The organism is Burkholderia oklahomensis C6786, assembly GCF_000959365.1.
In the GTDB taxonomy this organism is placed as follows: domain Bacteria; phylum Pseudomonadota; class Gammaproteobacteria; order Burkholderiales; family Burkholderiaceae; genus Burkholderia; species Burkholderia oklahomensis.
Window position 1 is genome coordinate 2,375,564 of record NZ_CP009555.1, and the last position, 22,039, is coordinate 2,397,602.

Below are 22,039 nucleotides of genomic sequence, written 5' to 3' on the forward strand. Positions count from 1 at the left end.
TCCGCTTTGCGTCGCCGGACATCCGCGTTACCCGACGAGCCGTCCGCGCCGGACGCGCAGCCCTTTCTTCGCGAGCGCGGGCGCGATGCCGCCGAGCGTGTTGAGCGTGTTGCCGCCGTGCGCGTGGCAGATCGCCATTCCGAGCGCGTCGGCCGCGTCGGTGCCGGGCCGTCCGGACAGACTCAGCAGGCGTGCGACCATTTCCTGCATCTGCTCTTTCGTCGCGCGGCCGTAGCCGACCACCGCCTGCTTGAGCTGCAGCGCAGTGTATTCGGCGACGGGCAGGCCGCCCGACACGAGCCCGCAGATCGCCGCGCCGCGCGCCTGGCCGAGAAGCAGCGTCGATTGCGGATTGACGTTGACGAACACTTTTTCGATCGCCGCCTGATCTGGGGTGTGCTCGCGGATCAGCGTCGAGATGCCGTCGTAGATCGCGCCGAGCCGCGTGGGCAGGTCGGCCGTGGGCGTCTTGATCACGCCGCTTGCGACGTACGCGAGCTGATGGCCGCTGACGTCGATCACGCCGAAGCCCGTGACGCGCAAGCCGGGGTCGATGCCGATGATTCGCATGGAAAAACGGAAAAGCTGTCTGCGACCGATACTACACGAATGACGCGGGATCCCGGCGAAAGCGGGGGCGGAATCGCCGAGCCGAAAAACCAGCGTGCCGAAAAAACCGCCGCGTGGCTCATCGCGCTCGCACGTCCGATAAAAAACCCGGCGGTGGGACACCGCCGGGTTTCGCCGAAAACGACGCGTCGCGAGAATCAGTGGCGGAAGTGGCGCACGCCCGTCAGCACCATCGCGATGTTGTGCTCGTCGGCGGCGGCGATCACTTCATCGTCGCGCACCGAGCCGCCCGGCTGGATCACGCAGGTCGCGCCCGCCGTGACGACGACGTCGAGGCCGTCGCGGAACGGGAAGAACGCGTCCGACGCGACCGCCGAGCCGGCGAGCGTGAGGCCCGCGTTCTGCGCCTTGATGCTCGCGATGCGCGCCGAATCGACGCGGCTCATCTGGCCCGCGCCGACGCCGAGCGTCATCCCGTTGCCGCAGAACACGATCGCGTTCGACTTCACATACTTCGCGACGCGCCATGCGAACAGCAGGTCGTCCATTTCCTTCGGCGTCGGGTGGCGCTTCGTGACGACGCGCAGCTCGCGCGGCTGCACGTTCTTCGAATCGAGCGACTGCACGAGCAGGCCGCCGCCGACGCGCTTCAGGTCGAACGCGTTGTGGCCGTCGCCGAGCGTAGCGACGCCCGGCGCGATCTCGAGCAGGCGCACGTTCTGCTTCGCCGCGAACACCTGCTTCGCCGCATCCGAGAACGACGGCGCGATCAGCACTTCGACGAACTGCTTCGCCACCGCTTGAGCCGCGGCTTCGTCGACTTCACGGTTGAACGCGATGATGCCGCCGAACGCCGACGTCGGATCGGTCTGGAAAGCCTTCGCGTACGCTTCGGCCGCATCCGCGCCGAGCGCGATGCCGCACGGATTCGCGTGCTTGATGATCACGCACGCGGGCGCGTCGAACGTCTTCACGCATTCCCACGCGGCGTCCGAATCGGCGATGTTGTTGTACGACAGTTCCTTGCCCTGCAGCTGGCGGTAGTTCGCGAGCGCGCCGGCCGGCGTCGCGATGTCGCGGTAGAACGCGGCGCTCTGGTGCGGGTTCTCGCCGTAGCGCAGGTCCTGCACCTTGTCGAACGCGAGGTTCAGCGTCGCCGGGTACGGCTTGCGCGAGCCGTGCTGCAGGTCTTCCGTCAGGCTCGTCAGGTAGTTCGTGATCGCGCCGTCGTACTGCGCGGTGTGCGCGAACACCTTGGTCGCGAGGCGGAAGTTCGTCTTGTAGCCGATCGTGTTGCCGTTCGCCTTCATTTCGTCGAGCACGACCGCGTAGTCGGCCGGATCGACGACGACCGTCACGTCGCGGTGGTTCTTCGCCGCCGAGCGCAGCATCGTCGGGCCGCCGATGTCGATGTTCTCGATCGCGTCGGCGAGCGTGCAGTCGTCCTTCGCAATCGTCTGGACGAACGGATACAGGTTCACGACGAGGAGGTCGATCGTCGGAATGCCGTGCGCTTCGAGCGCCTGCATGTGCTCGGGCAGGTCGCGGCGCGCGAGGATGCCGCCGTGCACCTTCGGGTGCAGCGTCTTCACGCGCCCATCGAGCATTTCCGGGAAGCCGGTGTAATCGGCCACTTCGGTGACGGGCAGGCCCGCGTCGGCGAGCAGTTTCGCGGTGCCGCCCGTCGACAGCAGCTTGACGCCGAGTTCGGACAGCGCTTTCGCGAAGTCGACGATGCCGGTCTTGTCGGAAACGGAAATGAGCGCTTGCTTGATCATGATGGAACCACCAATAGCCAGAAAACGGGGACGGGGCGGCCGCCTACAGCAGGCCGTGCTGCTGCAGCTTCTTGCGCAGCGTGTTGCGATTGATGCCGAGGTACTCCGCGGCGAGCGACTGGTTGCCGCCCGCCTGTTCGAGCACGACTTCGAGCATAGGCTTTTCGACGCACGACATCACCATCTCATAGACGTCGTGCGGATTGGAGCCGTCGAGATCCCGGAAGTAGCCATCCAGGCTGTCGCGGACGCATTGTTCGATGTTGTGCTTGCTCATGCTGCTTATTGGTTAGGATCGCCCGGCTCGCCGCGGCCGCCGTCTTCTTCGTCCACGTAGACGAGGCGGTCGGACAATGCCTGTTGCGCGTCGAAGAATTCGTTGACGGCGGCAAGTTGCTCGCGCGTGGAATCGAGCGTGTTCATCCGGTGCCGGAACCCGTTGGCACCGGAAAGGCCGCGAGTGTACCAGCCGATGTGCTTGCGCGCAGTACGGACTCCCGTGAATTCGCCGTAGAACGCGTAGTGATCCTCGAGGTGCTCGTTCATCACCTGGCGGATCTCGTCGATGCGCGGCGGCGGCAGGAGCTCGCCGCTTTGCAGGAAATGACCGATTTCGCGAAAGAGCCACGGCCTTCCTTGCGCGGCGCGGCCGATCATCAGCGCGTCGGCGCCCGTCGCATCGAGCACCGCCTTCGCTTTGTGCGGCGACGTAATGTCGCCGTTCGCGACGACCGGAATGCGCACCGCGGCTTTCACGGCCGCGATCGTGTCGTATTCGGCGTCGCCGCGGTACAGATCGGCGCGGGTTCTGCCGTGCACGGTCAGCATCGAGATGCCGGCCGCCTCGGCGAGCTTCGCGACCGTGATCGCGTTCTTGTGCTCGCGGTCCCAGCCGGTGCGGATCTTCAGCGTGACGGGCACCGCATCGGGCCCCGTGCCGACCGCGGCGACCACCGCCTCGACGATTCGCTGCACGAGCGGCTCGTTCTGCAGCAGCGCGGAGCCGGCGGCGACGTTGCAGACCTTCTTCGCCGGACAGCCCATGTTGATGTCGATGATCTGCGCGCCGTTCGCGACGTTGTGACGCGCGGCCTCGGCCATCATCGCCGGATCGGCGCCCGCGATCTGCACCGCGATCGGTTCGACCTCGCCCGCGTGGTTCGCGCGGCGCATCGTCTTCTCGCTCTTCCACAGCTGCGCGTTCGACGCGACCATCTCGGACACGGCGTAGCCCGCGCCGAGCCGCTTGCACAGCTGGCGGAACGGCCGGTCCGTGACGCCCGCCATCGGGGCGACGAACAGATTGTTGCGCAGGACGTGAGAGCCTAGGACGGGCATCGCAATAGGAGCGCCCGCGCGGGGCGCGGGAGGGGGGCGGCGAAAAGGGAAAACGTGTATTTTACCGTAACCGCCGGTGCCGCCGAATTAGGCAAGTGTCGGCAATCGTTAAATCGCCGATGAATATTGTGTGAATGTGGGATGGCGCATCGTGCCTGCGTGCGAAGCGGAGTAGACGCGGCGCGTCGGGAGATCGTTTCGGGACGCGCGAACCGGCCATGGGAGCGATGTCGCCGACGATGCCGTGTGCGCGCGCCGATGCGTTGTGCGGCGCTGCCGCATGCGCCGGCATGGGCTGCGTGATGAAAAGCGGAAAGCGTACGCGAGGCGAGACATGAGAGGCTGGATGTCGGCCGTCGCCCGATTCTGTCGAAAAACTCCCGAACAAGGCGTTCGGCTAGGTTTTCAAGGGGCCTGTTACCCCTAACCGATATTCGCGAACGGTTTGTAGCGCGATCCGAGAGGCCGACTTTTCACGAGCCGAGCCTGTGACCGCGAGAAGGGCGCTTTTCGACGCTATCCGTCGTCACCCGCCATCCGCCATCGGCCCAACCATCAGCCAGCCCCCGACGGCGAATGGTCGACGCCATCCGCGTCACCGCCGTTGCCCGAACATCATCTGCCGCGCGATCGCGGTCTTGAGCGGCGGCGCGAATTCGAGCGCGGTGAGCGCCGCGCCGCGCAGCACGGCGAGCGGCCGCGAGTCGATGGTGAAGAGGCGTGCGAGCGTGTCGGTCGCGCCGATCGTGAGGCGCCTGTCGAGCGCGCGGCGCGCGTTGAACGTCGCGAGCGCGAGCGGCGTCGCGCCGTGCTCGGACAGCGTCTCGGCGAGCGTGTGCGCATCGCGCAGCCCGAGGTTGAGCCCCTGGCCCGCGACCGGATGCAGCGTCTGCGCGGCGTTGCCGACGATCGCGATCCGGCCGTCGACGAGCGTCTCCGCCGCGGCGAGTCCGAGCGGGAACGCCGCGCGCCCGACGATTTGCGTGAAGCGCCCCATCCGCGCGCCGAACATCGCGCCGAGTTCCTGCAGGAACGCGTCGTCGGACAGTTCGCCGCGCCGCCGCGCGACATCGGGCGCGCAGCACCAGACGAGCGCGTAGTCCGCCTGCCGCGGGCCGCCGAGCGGCAGCAGCGCGAGCGGGCCTTCGGCGGTGAAGCGCTCCCACGCGACGCGCGGCCGCGGCGCAGACACCGTGACGGTGCCGACGAGCGCCGTCTGCCCGTAGTCGCGGCTCTTCGCGCTCTCGGTCAGCTTGCGTTTCCGGTCGTCGAAGAGGCCGCCTTCCGCATTGACGAGCACGCGCGCGCGCAACTCGCGCGTGCCTTGCGGCGCGTCGAGCGTGATCGTCACGCCGTCGGCGTCCTGCGTCGGCGAATGCGCGGACGTCGACGTGAACCAGTGCGCGTGCGTGCCGCGTACCGCGCGCGCGAGCGCCTGCACGATCGAGCCGTAGCGCACGACGTAGCCGAGCGCTGCGAGGTCGTGCTCGTCGCGATCGATCAGCGTGCGGCCGAAGTGGCCGCGCTGCGACACGTGGATGTGCTCGATCGGCGTCGCGTCGCCCGGCCAGCCGAGCGTATCGAGCAGCATCCGGCTGCCCTGCGACACGGCGATCGCGCGCGGATCGGTCGCGCTCGCGTCGGGATCGCGCGCGTCGATCAGCGCGACGGACAGCGCGCGGGTCGCGCTGCGGCGCGCGAGCCAGCCGGCGAGCGCGAGCCCGACTGGCCCGGCGCCGACGATCGCGATATCGAAGTCGAAAGCAGGCGAAGGGGCGGCGGTCGTCATCGTTCGTGAATCGTGGATCTCGGTGGGAAGCGGCGGGTGCGGGTCACGGCTGCGGGCGGGCGGTCCGGGTCTGCGCATCGCGCATCAGCGCCTCGATCTCGTCGGCGGCCACCGGCACGTCGCGCGTGATCAGCTCGCATCCCGTCGGCGTGACGAACGCGTCGTCCTCGATCCGGATGCCGATGTCCCAGAACGCCTGCGGCACGTCGTCGGCCGGACGCACGTACAGCCCCGGCTCGATCGTGAGCGCCATCCCCGAGTGCAGCACGCGCGACGGCAGCGCGCCGTCGTCGTCGCGCGGCGCGGCGCGCTCGCGGTAGTCGCCGCAGTCGTGCACGTCCATCCCGAGCCAGTGGCCCGTGCGGTGCATGTAGAAGCGCGTGTACGCGCGCTCGGCGATCACGTCGTCGACGCTCGCGAAGCGTGTCTTCGGCACGAGGCCGGTATCGAGCATGCCCTGTGCGAGCACGCGCACCGCGGCGTCGTGCGGCGCGTCGAACGCCGTGCCCGCGCGCGTCGCCGCGATCGCTGCTTCCTGCGCGGCGAGCACGATGTCGTAGAGCGCGCGCTGCGGGCCCGAAAAGCGGCCGTTCGCCGGGAACGTGCGGGTGATGTCGGATGCGTAGCCGTCGAGCTCGCATGCCGCGTCGATCAGGATCAGGTCGCCGTCCTCGACGATCGCGTCGCCCGCCGGATAGTGGAGCACGCACGCGTTCGCGCCCGTCGCGACGATCGAGCCGTACGCGGGCGATTGCGCGCCGTGGCGGCGGAACGTGTGGAGCAGCTCGGCTTCGAGTTCGTATTCGCGGATGCCGGGGCGGCATGCGGCCATCGCGCGGCGGTGCGCGAGCGCGGAAATTCCGGCCGCGCGGCGCATGATCGCCTGCTCGTGCGCGTCCTTGATAAGCCGCATGTCGTCGAGCAGCGGCCCGAGATCGAACGCGGCGCCGGGGGCGGCGACGCCTGCGCGGGCGCGCGAGCGCACCGCGTCGAGCCAGCCGTTCAGGCGGCCGTCGAATTCGGCCGATGCGCCGAAGCGGTAGAAGAGCGCGTGCGCATCGGCGAGGATGCGCGGCATCTCGGCGTCGAGCGCGTCATACGGGAACGCGGCGTCGAAGCCGAACGCTTCGCGCGCGGCTTCGGGCCCGAAATGGAACCCTTCCCAGATCTCCCGCTCGGGATTCTTCGCGCGGCAGAACAGGATCGCGCGCGGCGCGTCGCCCGTCGCCGACGCGTCGAGGACGAGGAGCGCGTCGGGCTCGGTGAAGCCCGTCAGGTAGTGGAAATAGCTGTCGTGCCGGTACGGGTAGCCGTTGTCGCGATTGCGGAGCACTTCCGGCGCGGTGGGCACGATGGCGACGCCGCCGCCTTGCGCGCGCAGCGAGGCCAGCACGCGGTCGCGGCGCTGGCGGTAGACGTCGAGGGCGATGGCGGGTTCGGTCGGCTGATTCATCACGCGATTGTAGCGCCGTCGCGCGGGTCGCGCGCGACGGGTGGGGCGGCGGGCCGTCGGTTGCGCAGCGGCGGCACGGCGAGCCGGCCGCCATCGCGTGCGCGCGACGACGCGCCCCGCGCGCGTTGCGAAGCCGTGCGGGCCGCGGGAAATCGCGCTTGGCCGGCGCGCGCCTGCGCAAAACGGCGGCCCGGATCCGCGCCAAAAGCCGAATGGCCGCGACGAGAAACCGGACGGCGCAACCGCCGCCGTCTTGCCCGGTTGGGCGGCCCGCGCGGCGGGCGCGATTGTTGCAAACCATCCACAGGCCGGACGGCCGATTATCAACGAAGGCGCAACGGCCGGTTATGATCGGCGACAACGTATACTCTCGGGCGGTATTCCCGACAGAAGACAGATGATGAAATTAATCGGTTCGCTCAGCAGCCCGTTCGTCCGCAAGGCGCGAATCGTGCTCGCTGAAAAGAAGATCGACTACAAGCTGGAGCTCGAGAACGTCTGGGCGCCGGACACCGGCATCCATGCGTCGAACCCGCTCGGCAAGGTGCCGTGCCTCGTGATGGAAGACGGCGCCGCCGTGTTCGATTCGCGCGTGATCTGCGAATACGTCGACACGCTTTCGCCCGTCGGAAAGCTGATCCCGCCGTCCGGACGCGAGCGCGTCGAGGTGCGCTGCTGGGAGGCGCTCGGCGACGGCGTGCTCGACGCGTCGGTCGCGATTCGTATCGAGCACACGCAGCGCGAGGCGCTGCAGCGCAGCGATGCGTGGATCGCGCGCCAGCAGCGCAAGATCGACGACGGCCTCGTCGCGATGTCGCAGGGCCTGGGCGGCAAGACGTGGTGCGTCGGCAATCACTACACGCTGGCCGACATCGCGCTCGGCTGCACGCTCGGCTACCTCGATTTCCGGATGCCCGAGATCAACTGGCGCGAGCGCCATCCGAATCTCGACAAGCATTTCGTGAAGCTGGCGCAGCGCCAGTCGTTCGTCGACACGGTTCCGCAGTGACGCGACGCCGCGCGCGGCGTCGATGAAAAAACGCCCCGTCACCGGGGCGTTTTTCGTTTGACGCGCGGCGCGTGGGCGGCGGGCGAGGTTTCGATGCGCGAGCCGGCGGCGAGGCTTGCTGCGTTGCTCGCGATTGCGGTGCGCCGCGGCGACTCACGACAAAACGCCCTCCGGCGGGGCGTTTTTCCGTAGAAGCCGGACTAGGCGCGCGCCGGCGCGCTTGCGCCGATGCGCGCGTACGCGCCCTCGCCGGGCGAGAACGAGTCGCTGCGCGCGACGGGCCACCACGTCTCGTACAGCGAGAAGCCGCAATGGCCGCCGTTCAGCAGCGCGCCCGGCTCCAGATACTTGAGCAACTGCGACATCAGCCGCACTTCGTGCGGCGCGACGCGCTGCACAATGTGATGCGCGCGCAGCTCGGACGGATGCGACAGCCCCGCCGCCTGCACGAGTTCCTGCAGCGCGTGCAGCGTGTTGCGATGGAAGCTGTGGACGCGCTCCGCCTTGTCCGGCACGACGAGCGCGCGCTGGCGCACCGGGTCCTGCGTCGCGACGCCCGTCGGGCAACGGTCCGTGTGGCAGTGCTGCGCCTGGATGCAGCCGACCGCGAACATGAAGCCGCGCGCCGAGTTCACCCAGTCCGCGCCGATCGCGAGCGTGCGCGCGATGTCGAACGCGGTGATGATCTTGCCGCTCGCGCCGAGCTTCACCTGATCGCGCAGCCCGATCCCGACGAGCGTGTTGTGCACGAGGAGGAGCCCCTCCTGCAGCGGCACGCCGACGTGATCGGTGAATTCGAGGGGCGCCGCGCCCGTGCCGCCTTCCGCGCCGTCGACGACGATGAAGTCCGGCACGATGCCCGTCTCGAGCATCGCCTTCGCGATCCCGAAGAATTCCCACGGATGGCCGACGCACAGCTTGAAGCCCGTCGGCTTGCCGCCCGACAGCTCGCGCAGCCGCTCGACGAACTCGAGCAGCCCGCGCGGCGTCGAGAACGCCGAATGCGCGGCGGGCGACACGCAATCACGGCCCATCGGCACGCCGCGCGTCTCGGCGATCTCGGGCGTGATCTTCGCGGCGGGCAGCACGCCGCCGTGGCCGGGCTTCGCGCCCTGCGACAGCTTCACCTCGATCATCTTCACCTGCGGGTCGCGCGCCTGCTTCTCGAACTTGTCCGGATCGAACGAGCCGTCGTCGCGGCGGCAGCCGAAGTAGCCGGAGCCGATCTCCCAGATGATGTCGCCGCCGTGCTCGCGGTGATATTTCGACAGCGAGCCTTCGCCCGTGTCGTGCGCGAAGCCGCCTTTCTTCGCGCCCAGGTTCAGCGCGCGGATCGCGTTCGCCGACAGCGCGCCGAAGCTCATCGCCGAGATGTTGAAGATCGAGATGTCGTACGGCGCTTTGCGCATCGCGCCGACGCGGACCCGGAAATCGTGGCCGGCCAGCTTCGTCGGCGCGAGCGAATGGCTGATCCATTCGTGCGCGACCGCCTTCACGTCGAGCTCGGTGCCGTACGGCCGGTTGTCGGCGACGTTCTTCGCGCGCTGGTAGACGAGGCTGCGCTGCGCGCGCGAGAACGGTTTTTCGTCGGTGTCGTCTTCGACGAAGTACTGGCGGATTTCAGGACGGATGAATTCGAACAGGAAGCGCAGATGGCCCCAGAGCGGGTAGTTGCGCAGGATCGCGTGGCGGTCCTGCTTCAGGTCGTACAGGCCGAGCGCGACGAGCGCGGCGACGGGCACGATCCACAGCCACGAGATCGCATGCCGGGCCGCAAGCACGGCGACGGCCGCGAAGAGGGCGACCGCGCACCACATCGCGAGATAGCGTCGAGAAAGCATGGGGACTCCATATCGTTTTTCGGATGCCGCCATGCGTCGACGAACGGCGCGGCGGCGGGCGCGGACGCGGCCGTGCCGGCGCGCCGTCCGTCGCGTGCCGCAAGTCTAAACCGATCGGGGTTCAGCGCGCTTCGGCGAGCGCGGGCGCGCCGCCCGCGTGCGCGGCGTCGGGGCGTCCCGTCGCCGCGGATTCGATGATGCCGCCGCCGAGGCACACGTCGCCGTCGTACAGCACCGCCGACTGGCCGGGCGTGACCGCCCATTGCGGCTCGTCGAACGTCAGCGAGAAGCGCTCGCCGCTTGCGTCGGCTGCAACGCCGCTCGGCGCGCCGCCGTCCGACGCGTGCTGGCCCGACGCGGCCCGGCCTGGCGCGGCCCGGCCTGACGTGGCTCGCCCGAACGCACAAGCCGCGTCGGCCTGCCGATAGCGGGTCTTCGCGCCGCACCTGACGCCGTCGGCGGGCGGCTCGCCCGCGACCCAGCTGACGTTGCCCGCGACGAGCTCGCGCGACAGCAGCCACGGATGATCGTGGCCCTGCACGACGTAGAGTGTGTTCGACGCAATGTCCTTCGCCGCGACGAACCACGGCTCGCCGCTGCCGTCCTTGCTGCCGCCGAGCCCGATGCCCTTCCTCTGGCCGAACGTGTAGAACGCGAGGCCGATGTGTTCGCCGACCGTCTTGCCGTCGGGCGTTTTCATCGGGCCGGGCTTCGTCGGCAGATAGCGGTTCAGGAAATCGCGGAACGGGCGCTCGCCGATGAAGCAGATGCCCGTCGAATCCTTCTTCTTCGCGTTCGGCAGCCCGATCTGCTCGGCGATCTCGCGCACCTTCGTCTTCGGGATCTCGCCGAGCGGGAACAGCGTCTTCGACAGCTGCGCCTGATTGAGGCGATGCAGGAAGTACGACTGGTCTTTCGTATGATCGAACGCCTTCAGGAGCTCGAAGCGGCCGTCGCGTTCGCGCACGCGCGCGTAATGGCCGGTTGCGATCGTCCGGGCGCCGAGCGACATCGCGTGGTCGAGGAACGCCTTGAACTTGATCTCCGCGTTGCACAGCACGTCCGGATTCGGCGTGCGGCCCGCCGAGTACTCGCGCAGGAATTCGGCGAACACGCGGTCCTTGTACTCGGCCGCGAAGTTCACCGCCTCGACGTCGATGCCGATCAGGTCCGCGACCGACACGACGTCGATCCAGTCCTGCCGCGTCGAGCAGTATTCGCCGTCGTCGTCGTCCTCCCAGTTCTTCATGAAGAGGCCGACGACGTCGTAGCCCTGTTCCTTCAGCAGCCATGCGGTGACCGACGAATCGACGCCGCCCGACATGCCCACCACGACTCGACGCTTCGTCATGTGCCCACCGCCTGATGATCCGGGGCCGCGCGATACGGCGCGACCGAATGCGTATGAACGAAATCGAGCGGCACGCGGCGGCCGGCCAGGTAGTCGTCGACGCAGCGCATCACCGCGGGCGACCGGTGGCGATCCTCGCAGGCGCGCAGTTCGTCGGCCGTCATCCACAGCGCGCGGACGATGCCGTCGTCGAGCGCGCGGTCGGCGAGCGCGTCGCCCGCGCGCCCGCAGAACGTGAAGCGCAGGTAGGTCGCGCCGGCGCTCGCCGGGCGCGCGTAGTGCGCGAGATACACGCCGACGAGCGCATCCGGCTCGAACGGATGCGCGGTTTCCTCGAGCGTCTCGCGGATCACCGCTTCGACGAGCGTCTCGCCGGCTTCGAGGTGGCCCGCCGGCTGATTGATGCGCAGGCCGGACGACGTATGTTCTTCGATCACGAGAAAGCGCCCGCTGCGTTCGACGATCGCGGCGACCGTCACGTGCGGGGTCCAGATTTCGGGTTTCATAGCCGCGCATTTTACCGGTTGCGCCGCGCCGCTGCTGGATTCGCGTATAGCGCGGTTCCGACCCCGGCGCAACTCCGGCCGTTGCCCGCGTGCACGCGCGCGTCGACCGGGAAGGGGTCGCATTGCTGATTCGCCGCCGCTTTCGGTTAAAGTGGCGCCTGAAACAGCCGTTGCCTTCGAGCCGGTATGTCAGTCGTCCGGCTCGCCGTCGCAGTAGAACAAACGAAGAGGAGGGATCGACGATGCATATCGGAGTGCCTGCTGAAACGCGGGCGAACGAGGCGCGCGTGGCAGCGACGCCGGAGACGGTCAAGAAGTACGCGGCGGCCGGCCACCGCGTGACGGTCGGGCGCGGCGCAGGCGTGGCCGCGAGCTTTCCTGACGACGCGTACGCCGCTGCCGGCGCCGAGCTGACCGACGCGGCCACCGCGTTCGGCGCGGACATCGTGCTGAAGGTCCAGGCGCCCACCGATGCGGAGGCCGCGCAGTTGACGCGCGGCGCGACGCTCGTCGGGATGCTCGATCCGTTCAACGCCGAGCAGGCGGCGCGTCTGGCGGCGGCGGGCGTCACGGGCTTCGCGCTCGAAGCCGCGCCGCGCACGACGCGCGCGCAGAGCCTCGACGTGCTGTCGTCGCAGGCGAACATCGCCGGCTACAAGGCGGTGCTCGTCGCCGCGGCGCTGTATCCGCGCTTCTTTCCGATGCTGATGACGGCCGCGGGCACCGTGAAGGCCGCGCGCGTGCTCGTGCTCGGCGCGGGCGTCGCGGGGCTGCAGGCGATCGCGACCGCGAAGCGCCTCGGCGCCGTCATCGAAGCGTCCGACGTGCGTCCCGCCGTGAAGGAGCAGATCGAATCGCTCGGCGCGAAATTCCTCGACGTTCCTTACGAAACGCAAGAAGAGCGCGACGCGGCCGAGGGCGTCGGCGGCTACGCGCGGCCGATGCCGGCGTCGTGGCTGGGGCGCCAGGCGGCGCTCGTGCACGAGCGCGCGAAGCAGGCCGACATCGTCATCACGACCGCGCTGATTCCGGGCCGTCCCGCGCCGACGCTGATCTCCGTCGAGACCGTGCAGTCGATGAAGCCGGGCTCGGTGCTCGTCGATCTCGCGGCGGGCCGCGGCCCCGAATTCGACGGCCGCAAGAGCGGCAACTGCCCGCTCACCGTCGCCGACCAGGTGATCGTCCATCAGGGCGTGACGATCGCCGGCTACACGAACCTGGCCGCGATGGTGCCGGCCGACGCGTCGTCGCTCTACGCGCGCAATCTGTTCGACTTCCTGAAGCTGATCGTCACGAAGGAAGGCGCGCTCAACATCGATCTTTCGGACGACATCGTCGCCGCGACGCTTCTGTGTCGCGACGGCGAAGTCGCGCGCAAATAACGGGAGGCGGGATGGAGATCATCAATCACACGGTCATCAACGTGATCATCTTCGTGCTGGCGGTGTACGTCGGCTACCACGTGGTCTGGAACGTGACGCCCGCGCTGCACACGCCGCTGATGGCGGTGACGAACGCGATCTCGGCGATCGTGATCGTCGGCGCGATGCTCGCGGCCGCATTGACGCTGGGCGGCGTCGGCAAGTTCTTCGGCACGCTCGCCGTCGCGCTCGCGGCCGTCAACGTGTTCGGCGGCTTCCTCGTGACGAGGCGCATGCTCGAGATGTTCAAGAAGAAAGAGCCGAAGCAGGCGGGCGGCAAGGCGAAGGAGGGCGCGCGATGAGCATGAACGTCGTCACGCTGCTGTACCTCGTCGCGTCGGTGTGCTTCATTCAGGCGCTCAAGGGCCTGTCGAATCCGAAGAGCGCTAGACGAGGCAATCTATTCGGAATGGTCGGGATGGCGATCGCGATCCTGACGACCGTCGCGCTGATCGTCAAGCAGGCCGCCTGGCTCGGCGCGAACCTGCCGCTCGGCCTCGGGCTCGTGTTCGGCGCGCTCGTGATCGGCGGCGCGGTCGGCGCGGTGATCGCCGCGCGCGTCGAGATGACGAAGATGCCCGAGCTCGTCGCGGCGATGCACTCGCTGATCGGTCTCGCGGCCGTGTGCATCGCGATCGCGGTCGTGGCCGAGCCGGAGGCGTTCGGGCTCGTGCCGCAGGACGCGAGCTCGCCGAATTTCATCCCGTTCGGCAACCGGATCGAGCTCTTCATCGGCACGTTCGTCGGCGCGATCACGTTCTCCGGCTCGGTGATCGCGTTCGGCAAGCTGTCGGGCAAGTACAAGTTCCGGCTCTTTCAGGGCGCGCCCGTCGTCTATCCGGGGCAACATCTGATCAACCTGATGCTCGCGCTCGGCATGCTCGGCTTCGGCATCCTGTTCTTCGTGACGCAGTCGTGGCTGCCGTTCGGGATCATGACGGCGATCGCGTTCGCGCTGGGCGTGCTGATCATCATCCCGATCGGCGGCGCGGACATGCCGGTCGTCGTGTCGATGCTGAACTCGTATTCGGGCTGGGCGGCGGCGGGCATCGGCTTTTCGCTGAACAACGCGATGCTGATCATCGCCGGCTCCCTGGTCGGCTCGTCGGGCGCGATCCTGTCGTACATCATGTGCCACGCGATGAACCGCTCGTTCTTCAACGTGCTGCTGGGCGGCTTCGGCGCCGAGCCCGGCACGGCGGCGAGCGGCGGCTCGCAGGAGCAGCGGCCGGTGAAGTCGGGTTCCGCGGAAGACGCGTCGTTCATGCTCGGCAACGCCGAAACGGTCGTGATCGTGCCGGGCTACGGGCTTGCCGTCGCGCGTGCGCAGCATGCGCTGAAGGAGCTGACCGACAAGCTCGTCGAGAAGGGCATCGACGTGCGCTACGCGATCCACCCGGTCGCGGGGCGGATGCCGGGCCACATGAACGTGCTGCTCGCGGAAGCGGAGGTGCCGTACGAGATCGTCCACGAGATGGAGGACATCAACGGCGAGTTCGGGCAGGTCGACGTGGTGCTCGTGCTCGGCGCGAACGACGTGGTGAATCCGGCCGCGAAGAACGATCCGAAGTCGCCGATCGCGGGGATGCCGATCATCGAGGCGTACAAGGCGCGCACCGTGATCGTCAACAAGCGGTCGATGGCGGCGGGCTACGCGGGCCTCGACAACGAGCTCTTCTACATGGACAAGACGATGATGGTCTTCGGCGATGCGAAGAAGGTCATCGAGGACATGGTGAAGTCGGTCGAGTAAGCGATGCGCGGGCGCGCCGGCGTCGGCCGGGGCGCCCGCCGTTCGCGTTTCGCGTACAGGGCGCCGATCGGCGCGCGGCCCGCGGGGCGGCGCGTCGTTTCGGCGCTTTTCTTTTCGCCGGCGGCTGCGGCATGCTCGTCGCGGATCGCAGCGCGCGATTCGAGCGATTCGATGCCGCCACGGACCGTTCGGGTTGCGTTTGCGCGACGATCGCTCGCGCGCCTGCCGTCGTGCCGCGCTTCAACGCACGGGCGCGTTCGCCTTGCGCAGATAGTCGGCGAGCCGCTTGCCCTCGTGATCCGGAAACGGCTCGTGCACCGCGACTTCGTTCATTCGCGCGATGTCGAACGTGCGGAAGTCTTCGCGCAGCTCGCACCACGCGCCGATCGTCCAGCGCCCGCCCCAGTAGACAAGCCCGAGCGGCCACACGCGGCGTGTCGTCCGCGCGCCGAGCCGGTCGCAGTACGCGAAGCTCACGATGCGACGGCCGTCGACCGCTTCGTGCAGCGCATCCACTTTCTCCGAGAACGCGCGGTCGATGTGAAACGACGGCGCGAATACCGCGAGCCGGTCGAGCGTCGCGCGCTTGTCGGCGGGCATTGCCGACGCGATCTTCGCGAGCGCCGAACGCGCGCCGCCCGCGAAGCGTGCGCCGCCCCACGTCTCGAGCATCCGCGCGCCCGCCGCGAGCGCGGCCAGCTCCTCCGCGGTGAACGTGAGGGGCGGCAGGCTCGCCGCGCGGTTCAGGCGATAGCCGATCCCGGCTTCTCCTTCGATCGGCACGCCCGACAACTGCAGATCGCGCACGTCGCGGTACACGGTGCGCGGCGATACCGACAACCAGTCGGCGAGCTGCTGCGCGGTCGTCAGGCGGCGGCCGCGCAGCAATTCGGCGATCTGGAACAGGCGGTCGGCGCGACGCGTCATCGCGGAGCTCCGAAAGTGGGGACGGGATTGGGAATGCCGCGATGATAGCGCCGCGCGCGACGGCGGGCACGCGCGGTTTTCGTAGTCGCCCCGATACGCGTGATCGGGGCCGCGAACGGTTGCGTGTGGTTTCGCCGTCGCGGCCGCCGTCGCGGCCGCTCGCGGCGCAGGCGCACGTGCCGCCGCGGCGCTCGCCGTTGCCGCTTTCCTCTTCGTCGCCATCGTCATGTATGCCGTCGCCGCCATCGCAACGGCTGCTCGCGGCGCCGGCGTACACGCTGCCGCGTGCATGCCGGCGCCGCGCATTCCGGCTCGCGCGGCGGCCGTTCCGCCCGCTCGCGCAAGCACGCGTTCCCCCGTCGCCGCGCTCAGCTGCATTTGAGCGAGTGCAGGCCGACGCGATTGCCTTCGGTGTCGACGAGATAGCCGATGTAGCCATAGCCGTTCGGCAACTCGATCACCGAGCCCTGCACGATGCCGCCCGCGCGCTTCGCGCGCTCGAGCGCGGCCGTCACCGGACCGTTTGCGTTCAGGTAGACGACGGCGCCGTCCGGGCCCGGCTTCAGCCGCTGCGGATCGTAGACGACCGCGCCGCCCGTGGCCGCCTCCGGATGCACGAAGACCGCGGTCGGCACGCCGCCGATCATTTCTCGCTGCAACGCCGTTTGCAGCACGGCCTCGTAGAAGCGGATCGCGCGGTCGAAATCGATTGAAGGAATGTCGAACCAGGCGATTACGCTTTCGCTGTTTGCGGTAGTCATTGCAAGCTCCTTGTACGTTGAGGTGCGGGGGAAACCGTCCCGGAAATCCGCGTCGCAGTGCGACGGCATCGCAGTGTGCGCGGGGCCTGCTGACAACGTATTGTCAGCAGCGTAACGGCGCTTGACGTGCAACCTCGAGGTTGCAAAATGAAGCGATGCCGACCGGCATTCCATGGATCTCGTACTCGATGCGCTTGCGCTCGCGGACGCGCCGCGCCGTCGTTCGCTCGATCTGCTGCATGCGCGCAGCGGGCGGACGCGGTCCGAACCCGGCGAAGGGCTGGCGACGGGCCGTCGGGCGGCCCGCGAGCATCTCGCGCGGATCGCGGGCGTGAATCGCCTTGCATCGCGCCGCGACCATGCGGCGCGACTGCGGGAACTCGCATGGCCGGAATTTCGCGCCGATCCGCGAGATCGCCGAGCGCTGGATCGGCAAGTTCGAGCGCCGCCTGCACGCGCTCGCCGATCCGAAACGCGGACTCGAAGCGGCCCGCACCGATGGAGACGACGATGGCTGACCCCGCTTATGTGTACGTGACGTACATCGCATCGACGCCCGAGCGCGTGTTCGATGCGCTCACCGACGCGGAGCTGACGAAGGAGTACTGGTGCCGGCACCGCAACGCGTCGCCGGACTGGAAGCCCGGCTCGCGCTGGGAGCATCAGGATTACGACGATCCGCACACGATCGATCTCGTCGGCGACGTGATCGAGAACGATCCGCCGAACCGGCTCGTGATCTCGTGGCGGTTTCCGACCGGCAGCGAAGACACGCGCGTGACGTTCGCCGTCGAGCCGTTCATGGACGACGCGGTGCGGCTGACCGTGACGCACGAGAACCTCGTGCCGGATTCGGACATGGATCGCGGGATCCGGATGGGGTGGCCGGTCGTGCTGTCGAGCCTGAAGACGCTGCTCGAGACGGGGCGGCCGCTCGCGATGACGGCGCGCCGCTGGCACGGCGGAAGCGCGGACAAGCAGTGAGGGACGCGCCGCGCCCGGTTGCGCGGCGATCGACGCGGCAAAGCGGCGGCGGCTTGCGCGCGGCTGCCGGTGCGGGCCGGGCCGGCGCGCGGCGCGGGCGGTCGCGCCGGCGGTTCGGAATCAGGGCATGCGCTGCGCGGCGATCGCGCCGCGCGTCATTCGCCGTCGGCCGCGGCCGGGCGCTGCCGCACGCTGCCCGCGATCAGATCGAAGCGGAACAGCCGGCACTCGAGCGCGCCGTTGAAGAGCGGCGTCTTCGCCGATTCGCGCAGCCGCAGCTGGCCCGGCAGCGTGCGGTCCGAGCTCAGCATGAACGCCTGCCAGCCGGTGAAGCGCTGCTTGAGCGCGTCGCCGACCGCGCGGAAGAATTCGCCGTCGGGCGCGTCGGTGTGCGTGCGGCGGAACGCGTCGTCGCCGCCGCGGCTTTTGCCCGTCTCGCGCACGTCGCCGCGCGGGCCGCGGCCGCGCACCTCGATCCGCTCGCCGTACGGCGGATTCGTGACGATCACGCCGGGCGTCGCGACGGGCGGCGTCATGTTGCGCGCGTCGAGCTGCTTCAGCCAGAGCGGCGGCACGCCCGCGCGCTCGAGGTTCGCGCGCGTCTTCTCGAGCATGTCGCCGGAGATGTCGCTGCCGAAGATCAGCAGATCGTCGCGCTTGCCGCGCGCCGCGCGCTTCGTGTCCATCGCGGCGACCTTCAGCGCCTGCCACGCGGTGATGTCGTACTGCTTCAGCTTCTCGAAGCCGAAGCGGCGCTCGATGCCTGGCGCTACGCCGAGCGCGATCTGCGCGGCTTCCGCGACGAACGTGCCGCTGCCGCACATCGGATCGTAGAGCGGCGTGCCGGCCGTCCAGCCGGCCAGGCGCAGGATGCCTGCCGCGAGGTTCTCGCGCAGCGGCGCCGCGCCCTTGTCGAGGCGCCAGCCGCGCTTGAAGAGCGGCTCGCCGGACGTGTCGAGATAGAGCGTGCAGTCGCCCGCCGTCAGGAACGCGAACACGCGGACGTCCGGCTGCGCGGTGTCGATGCTCGGGCGCGCGCCCGTCTTGTCGCGCAGGCGGTCGCAGATCGCGTCCTTCACGCGCAGCGTCGCGAATTCGAGGCTCTTCAGCGGCGACTTGATCGCGGTGATGTCGACGCGCAATGTCTGCGTCGCCGCGAACCAGCGCTCCCACGGCTGCTCGAGCGCGAGCGCGTAGACGTCCTGCTCGTTGCGGTACGGCCGGTGCGCGATCTTCAGCAGCACGCGGCTCGCGATCCGCGAATGCAGGTTGGCCGCCATGCCGGCCGCCCAGCCGCCGCGGAAATGGACGCCGCCCGGCACCTGCGCGCCCGCGTCGTACGGGGCGATCGCGTGGCGTGCGGCTATTTCCGCGAGCTCGGCGGCGAGCGCGGCTTCGAGCCCGCGCGGGCAGGGAGCGAAGAAGTCGAATAGGGTCGGCGAGGACATAAGGCGGGCGGAGGCGTGCAAAAGTACGCCATTGTACGCGGGGTGGGCGTGCTCGCCGCTTCGGGGCGCGCGGCGGCGATTCGTATCGGCGGTATCGCAGGTATCGGGGCGTGTCGTCGCGCGTTGGCCGGCTGTCGCATCGGCGACGGCTGGTTCGACGGCGCGCGCCGCCGCGTCGCTCTCGGCGCGGCTTCACAGTCTGGCGGCAGCCTGCCGGGCCGGCGACGCGTTGCCGCTGGCCGTCCGTCAATGTCGTCGCGTTGTCGTGCGGCTGCATGCCGGGCGACGCCGCGGCATCGTCGCTCGACCGCCGACCGCCGACCGCCGACCGCCGACCGCCGACCGCCGACCGCCAACCGCCAACCGCCGACCGCCGACCGCCGACCGCCAACGCTGCCGCTGCCGCAGCGCTCAGTGCGCGCGCGATTCGCCCGCCGCGCCGCTGCCGCGCGGCGGCCAGACGAGGCTGACCGGACGCTCGAGCACCGCGCGGCCGATCGCGGCGACGAGCGCGCGCACCTTGGTCGGCCTGAGGCTCCGGGAACGCACCGCCATCGTGAACGCGAGCGCGAAGCTCACCGCGACGTTCAGGATCGCCATGCTGAAGACGCCCGCGACCGCCCACCACAGCTCGGCCGAGTGCAGCGTTTCCTTGCCGAGCACGCCGAGCGCGACGCCGATCGAACCGGCGGACAGCGTCACGTGCCGCACTTCGAACGAGAACGCGAACGCGCTGACGATCGCCGGCACGAGGCCGAGCATCAGTCCGAGCCCGACGTTGCCGACGACGCCCGCGACGTTCGACCGGCAGAAATGCGCGAGCTTCGCCGCGCCCGCGATGCCGAGCGTGATTCGCAGGCGGCGGTTGTACGCGAGCGCGTCGCCGACGCGATGCAGCACGAACCAGTTGTCGGCCCAGCCGGCGAGGAGGCTCGACGCCCACAGCAGCACGCCCGTCAGCGCAGCGTAGATCGGCGTCGGGCCGAACAGCGAGAACGATTTCAACGTCGCGTGCGCCTTCTCGGGCGAGATCACGTTCGCGTGCAGCACGCCGCTCGCGAACATCTGCACCGCGAAGCAGACGGGCAGCACGACGAGCACGTTGCCGCAGATCGCGGCCGCCTGCGTGCGGATCAGCGCGATCACCGACGACACGAACTGCTTCACGCCTTCGTCGTGGCCGGTGCCGTCGAGCTCGCGCGCGATCGTCGGCGCGGTCATCGCGGGCTGCTTCGTCGCGAGCGTGTAGTGCAGGAAGTGCATCAGCATGAAGCTCGCCGCGTAGTTGATGCCGGCGAGCAGCCCTTCGAGCATCGACTGCAGGTGCATGCCCGTGATCCCGAACTTGATGCAGACGGTCGCGACCGTCACGAGGCCGCCGCCTGCCGCCATCCGCAGCATCTTCAGATACTCGGCGCGGCCGCGCGAGATGTAGTGCTCGCCCGTGTCGGCGTTCGTTTCGACGAGCTTGCGCGCGAAGAGGGAAAAGTTGCTGCGCACGAGGTGCGACACGCTCTGGCTGTTCTGGTTCGCGTCGACGAGCTCGGCCGTCAGGTGCGCGAGCCCGCGCAGGTCGCCGCGCGTCATCCATGCGTTCAGGAGCGTTTCCGCGCGCTGGATGCGCATGCGCATGCGCTCGACCTGGAACACGATGTCGACCGACACGCCGTTGCGGTACAGATGCGAGAACACGTCGTCGATCGACACGCGGCACTCGTCGAGCAGCACGCGCAGATAGTTGACTTCGTGCAGCAGCTTGCTCGGATCGCCGCCGTCGTCGAGCGCCGCGTGCGCGGTCTCGACGGCGAGCATCGCGCGCGTCAGCCGATAGAAAGGCTGCGCTTCGAGCGGCGTGCGCGCGTCCTCGTCCGACAGGCGGCTTCGCACCGTCTGCGACAGGCCCGTCGAGCTGATCTGGCAGGTGAGGTTGTGCAGCGCGGCGAGCAGGTCGCGCGAGAACGAGCCGGGCTGGTGGCGCTCCTTGTCCGTCACGTCGAATGCGAACAGATCGGCGAGCCGCGCGAGCAGGTCGTCGGGCAGCGCGTCGATCCACTGCGCGTCGGGCGTCGACGGGAACATCAGCGTGAAGAGCGCGGCGAGCTCGCGGCGGTTCGGCGCGGGCGGGATCAGCGACGAGTCGATCCGCTCGACGAGCGCGCCGAAGAAGCCCGAATGCACGGGCATTCCGGCGTCGCACAGCAGCGAGATGCCGTCGCTCTCGCGCAGCACGCCGCGCAGCAGGCGCGCGACGTTCGTCTTCCATTCGGGATTGCGGTCGAGCACGTGGAACACGTAGCGCAGCCGCGCGTGCGCGGTGAACGTGCGTTCGCCGGACGCGGTCTGCGCGGGCGCGGCGGCCAGCATCGCGCCGTCGCGCCGCAGCCAGTGCGCGAGCTCGATCAGCCATTCGGCGCGTTCCGCGTACGGCGCGTCGGCATCGGCCGTCGCGAGGAGCGCGTCCAGCTGATGACTCGCGCTGCGCGACGCGCGCCACTTCTTGATCAGGGTCGTCAGGGATTCGAACATAAGCGGGATATCGGGCGCCCCGAAGGGCTGGGTTCTGTCGGGATGCTGCGCAAACCGGCGGCGCGGCGCAAGGTGGCTCGCGCACGGCGGTTCGGTCGGTCATGCAATCGTTCTGGCGTTCGTCGAATGCGCGGCGCCGCGGTTCGCGGCGCGATGACGGACCGGCACGGTCCGGGGCGACGGCGGGGCGGCGCAGCACGGCGCGCATGGCCCCCGGCCCGCCGGAAGGTGCGTAGGATCGTCAATCGACGCGAAAAACGCAAGGCGACCGTCGGCGGCGCTGTCGGTTCCTCTGTCGAATCGATAAACAATGTCAAACGGTCGGTCGCCGGCTCGACCCGGCGGGCGGGAGGCGGCGTCGGGCGGGCGGTGGGCGGACGGCGGCGCGGGTGCGTCACGGCCGGTCTCGCGATCGTGTCGTCTGTGTCGAGCATGCGCGCCGCGCGGCGCGCATCGGTCGCGGAGGCCGAACCGGGATTGCCGATCGAGGCGTACACGCCGGGCGAGTCGGTTGAGCCGGCAAAGGCGCTCGGGTTCTCCGGTCGAGCCGAATGTTGCGACAAACGCGGACGCATCGGTTGCCG

General features: G+C 69.2%; 19 protein-coding genes. 5 read left to right on the forward strand and 14 right to left on the reverse strand.

What is annotated here, in order from left to right:
* Positions 1 to 27: 27 nt before the first annotated feature.
* From ruvC to BG90_RS10785, 6 genes are all read right to left on the reverse strand, one after another.
* Positions 28 to 570, reverse strand: coding sequence for a crossover junction endodeoxyribonuclease RuvC (ruvC, locus tag BG90_RS10760; protein WP_010117059.1), 543 nt, complete (start codon positions 568 to 570; stop codon positions 28 to 30).
* 197 nt (positions 571 to 767) lie between these two features.
* A complete protein-coding gene (gene purH, locus BG90_RS10765; protein ID WP_010117058.1) occupies positions 768 to 2,348 on the reverse strand; it encodes a bifunctional phosphoribosylaminoimidazolecarboxamide formyltransferase/IMP cyclohydrolase in 1,581 nt (526 codons plus the stop codon).
* A 43-nt stretch (positions 2,349 to 2,391) separates the two neighbouring features.
* On the reverse strand, positions 2,392 to 2,625 hold the full coding sequence (locus tag BG90_RS10770) for a Fis family transcriptional regulator (RefSeq protein WP_004194052.1): 234 nt from the start codon (positions 2,623 to 2,625) through the stop codon (positions 2,392 to 2,394).
* Positions 2,626 to 2,630: 5 nt separating this feature from the next.
* Positions 2,631 to 3,686 carry a tRNA dihydrouridine synthase DusB gene (dusB, locus tag BG90_RS10775; protein WP_025989989.1) on the reverse strand — a complete coding sequence of 352 codons (1,056 nt, stop codon included), beginning with the start codon at positions 3,684 to 3,686 and terminating at the stop codon, positions 2,631 to 2,633.
* Between the two features lie 595 nt (positions 3,687 to 4,281).
* Complete coding sequence (locus BG90_RS10780; RefSeq protein ID WP_010106343.1) at positions 4,282 to 5,475, reverse strand: UbiH/UbiF/VisC/COQ6 family ubiquinone biosynthesis hydroxylase; 1,194 nt, start codon at positions 5,473 to 5,475, stop codon at positions 4,282 to 4,284.
* A gap of 43 nt (positions 5,476 to 5,518) precedes the next feature.
* The gene (locus tag BG90_RS10785; RefSeq protein WP_010117057.1) at positions 5,519 to 6,928 is read right to left on the reverse strand and encodes an aminopeptidase P N-terminal domain-containing protein; all 1,410 of its coding nucleotides are present in this window, start codon (positions 6,926 to 6,928) and stop codon (positions 5,519 to 5,521) included.
* 397 nt (positions 6,929 to 7,325) lie between these two features.
* Here BG90_RS10785 and BG90_RS10790 point away from each other — a divergent pair, with 397 nt between their 5' ends.
* Entirely contained in the window at positions 7,326 to 7,937 is a 612-nt protein-coding gene (locus BG90_RS10790) for a glutathione S-transferase family protein (protein WP_010117052.1), read from the forward strand.
* A 200-nt stretch (positions 7,938 to 8,137) separates the two neighbouring features.
* On the opposite strand, the gene BG90_RS10795 is transcribed toward BG90_RS10790, so the two are convergent.
* The 3 genes from BG90_RS10795 to BG90_RS10805 all read right to left on the reverse strand — a co-directional run bounded on the left by BG90_RS10795 (position 8,138) and on the right by BG90_RS10805 (position 11,635).
* Positions 8,138 to 9,778, reverse strand: a complete 1,641-nt coding sequence (locus tag BG90_RS10795) for an FMN-binding glutamate synthase family protein (protein WP_010106340.1) — start codon at positions 9,776 to 9,778, stop codon at positions 8,138 to 8,140.
* Between the two features lie 121 nt (positions 9,779 to 9,899).
* Positions 9,900 to 11,129, reverse strand: coding sequence for a tRNA 2-thiouridine(34) synthase MnmA (gene mnmA, locus BG90_RS10800; protein WP_010106339.1), 1,230 nt, complete (start codon positions 11,127 to 11,129; stop codon positions 9,900 to 9,902).
* On the reverse strand, positions 11,126 to 11,635 hold the full coding sequence (locus tag BG90_RS10805) for an NUDIX hydrolase (RefSeq protein ID WP_010117050.1): 510 nt from the start codon (positions 11,633 to 11,635) through the stop codon (positions 11,126 to 11,128). The genes mnmA and BG90_RS10805 overlap by 4 nt, the downstream gene beginning before the upstream one ends.
* Positions 11,636 to 11,877: 242 nt before the next feature.
* Between BG90_RS10805 and BG90_RS10810 the strand changes: the two genes are divergently transcribed.
* The 3 genes from BG90_RS10810 to BG90_RS10820 are packed head-to-tail and all read left to right on the forward strand — an operon-like array spanning position 11,878 to position 14,809.
* The gene (locus BG90_RS10810) at positions 11,878 to 13,017 is read left to right on the forward strand and encodes a Re/Si-specific NAD(P)(+) transhydrogenase subunit alpha (RefSeq protein WP_010106336.1); all 1,140 of its coding nucleotides are present in this window, start codon (positions 11,878 to 11,880) and stop codon (positions 13,015 to 13,017) included.
* An 11-nt stretch (positions 13,018 to 13,028) separates the two neighbouring features.
* A complete protein-coding gene (locus tag BG90_RS10815) occupies positions 13,029 to 13,358 on the forward strand; it encodes an NAD(P) transhydrogenase subunit alpha part 2 (RefSeq protein WP_010106335.1) in 330 nt (109 codons plus the stop codon).
* Positions 13,355 to 14,809 (forward strand): NAD(P)(+) transhydrogenase (Re/Si-specific) subunit beta, encoded by a 1,455-nt coding sequence (locus tag BG90_RS10820; RefSeq protein ID WP_010106334.1) that lies wholly within the window; start codon positions 13,355 to 13,357, stop codon positions 14,807 to 14,809. The genes BG90_RS10815 and BG90_RS10820 overlap by 4 nt, the downstream gene beginning before the upstream one ends.
* A 240-nt stretch (positions 14,810 to 15,049) precedes the next feature.
* On the opposite strand, the gene BG90_RS10825 is transcribed toward BG90_RS10820, so the two are convergent.
* The 3 genes from BG90_RS10825 to BG90_RS10835 all read right to left on the reverse strand — a co-directional run bounded on the left by BG90_RS10825 (position 15,050) and on the right by BG90_RS10835 (position 16,933).
* Positions 15,050 to 15,736: a helix-turn-helix transcriptional regulator gene (locus tag BG90_RS10825; RefSeq protein ID WP_010106333.1), complete on the reverse strand. Its 687-nt coding sequence runs from the start codon at positions 15,734 to 15,736 to the stop codon at positions 15,050 to 15,052.
* Positions 15,737 to 16,104: 368 nt separating this feature from the next.
* Positions 16,105 to 16,497: a VOC family protein gene (locus tag BG90_RS10830; RefSeq protein ID WP_010117049.1), complete on the reverse strand. Its 393-nt coding sequence runs from the start codon at positions 16,495 to 16,497 to the stop codon at positions 16,105 to 16,107.
* 103 nt (positions 16,498 to 16,600) lie between these two features.
* Positions 16,601 to 16,933, reverse strand: a complete 333-nt coding sequence (locus BG90_RS10835; protein ID WP_234419671.1) for a hypothetical protein — start codon at positions 16,931 to 16,933, stop codon at positions 16,601 to 16,603.
* 74 nt (positions 16,934 to 17,007) lie between these two features.
* Here BG90_RS10835 and BG90_RS10845 point away from each other — a divergent pair, with 74 nt between their 5' ends.
* On the forward strand, positions 17,008 to 17,481 hold the full coding sequence (locus BG90_RS10845) for an SRPBCC family protein (RefSeq protein ID WP_025989988.1): 474 nt from the start codon (positions 17,008 to 17,010) through the stop codon (positions 17,479 to 17,481).
* Between the two features lie 155 nt (positions 17,482 to 17,636).
* Here BG90_RS10845 and BG90_RS10850 read toward each other — a convergent pair whose 3' ends face one another.
* Together BG90_RS10850 and BG90_RS10855 are read right to left on the reverse strand one after the other, a co-directional pair.
* Complete coding sequence (locus tag BG90_RS10850; protein ID WP_010117045.1) at positions 17,637 to 18,929, reverse strand: THUMP domain-containing class I SAM-dependent RNA methyltransferase; 1,293 nt, start codon at positions 18,927 to 18,929, stop codon at positions 17,637 to 17,639.
* Positions 18,930 to 19,340: 411 nt separating this feature from the next.
* Positions 19,341 to 21,455 (reverse strand): site-specific recombinase, encoded by a 2,115-nt coding sequence (locus tag BG90_RS10855; protein ID WP_010106319.1) that lies wholly within the window; start codon positions 21,453 to 21,455, stop codon positions 19,341 to 19,343.
* Positions 21,456 to 22,039 lie beyond the last annotated feature (584 nt).

What these genes read in the sequence shown, in the direction of transcription:
- BG90_RS10825 (WP_010106333.1), bottom strand. Translation starts at nt 15,736, where the DNA reads ATGACGCGTCGCGCCGACCGCCTGTTCCAGATCGCCGAATTGCTGCGC.
- BG90_RS10845 (WP_025989988.1), top strand. Translation starts at nt 17,008, where the DNA reads ATGGCTGACCCCGCTTATGTGTACGTGACGTACATCGCATCGACGCCC.
- BG90_RS10780 (WP_010106343.1), bottom strand. Translation starts at nt 5,475, where the DNA reads ATGACGACCGCCGCCCCTTCGCCTGCTTTCGACTTCGATATCGCGATC.
- ruvC (WP_010117059.1), bottom strand. Translation starts at nt 570, where the DNA reads ATGCGAATCATCGGCATCGACCCCGGCTTGCGCGTCACGGGCTTCGGC.
- BG90_RS10790 (WP_010117052.1), top strand. Translation starts at nt 7,326, where the DNA reads ATGATGAAATTAATCGGTTCGCTCAGCAGCCCGTTCGTCCGCAAGGCG.
- BG90_RS10785 (WP_010117057.1), bottom strand. Translation starts at nt 6,928, where the DNA reads ATGAATCAGCCGACCGAACCCGCCATCGCCCTCGACGTCTACCGCCAG.
- BG90_RS10815 (WP_010106335.1), top strand. Translation starts at nt 13,029, where the DNA reads ATGGAGATCATCAATCACACGGTCATCAACGTGATCATCTTCGTGCTG.
- BG90_RS10810 (WP_010106336.1), top strand. Translation starts at nt 11,878, where the DNA reads ATGCATATCGGAGTGCCTGCTGAAACGCGGGCGAACGAGGCGCGCGTG.
- BG90_RS10850 (WP_010117045.1), bottom strand. Translation starts at nt 18,929, where the DNA reads ATGTCCTCGCCGACCCTATTCGACTTCTTCGCTCCCTGCCCGCGCGGG.
- purH (WP_010117058.1), bottom strand. Translation starts at nt 2,348, where the DNA reads ATGATCAAGCAAGCGCTCATTTCCGTTTCCGACAAGACCGGCATCGTC.
- BG90_RS10770 (WP_004194052.1), bottom strand. Translation starts at nt 2,625, where the DNA reads ATGAGCAAGCACAACATCGAACAATGCGTCCGCGACAGCCTGGATGGC.
- BG90_RS10805 (WP_010117050.1), bottom strand. Translation starts at nt 11,635, where the DNA reads ATGAAACCCGAAATCTGGACCCCGCACGTGACGGTCGCCGCGATCGTC.
- mnmA (WP_010106339.1), bottom strand. Translation starts at nt 11,129, where the DNA reads ATGACGAAGCGTCGAGTCGTGGTGGGCATGTCGGGCGGCGTCGATTCG.
- BG90_RS10830 (WP_010117049.1), bottom strand. Translation starts at nt 16,497, where the DNA reads ATGACTACCGCAAACAGCGAAAGCGTAATCGCCTGGTTCGACATTCCT.
- BG90_RS10855 (WP_010106319.1), bottom strand. Translation starts at nt 21,455, where the DNA reads ATGTTCGAATCCCTGACGACCCTGATCAAGAAGTGGCGCGCGTCGCGC.
- BG90_RS10820 (WP_010106334.1), top strand. Translation starts at nt 13,355, where the DNA reads ATGAGCATGAACGTCGTCACGCTGCTGTACCTCGTCGCGTCGGTGTGC.
- dusB (WP_025989989.1), bottom strand. Translation starts at nt 3,686, where the DNA reads ATGCCCGTCCTAGGCTCTCACGTCCTGCGCAACAATCTGTTCGTCGCC.
- BG90_RS10795 (WP_010106340.1), bottom strand. Translation starts at nt 9,778, where the DNA reads ATGCTTTCTCGACGCTATCTCGCGATGTGGTGCGCGGTCGCCCTCTTC.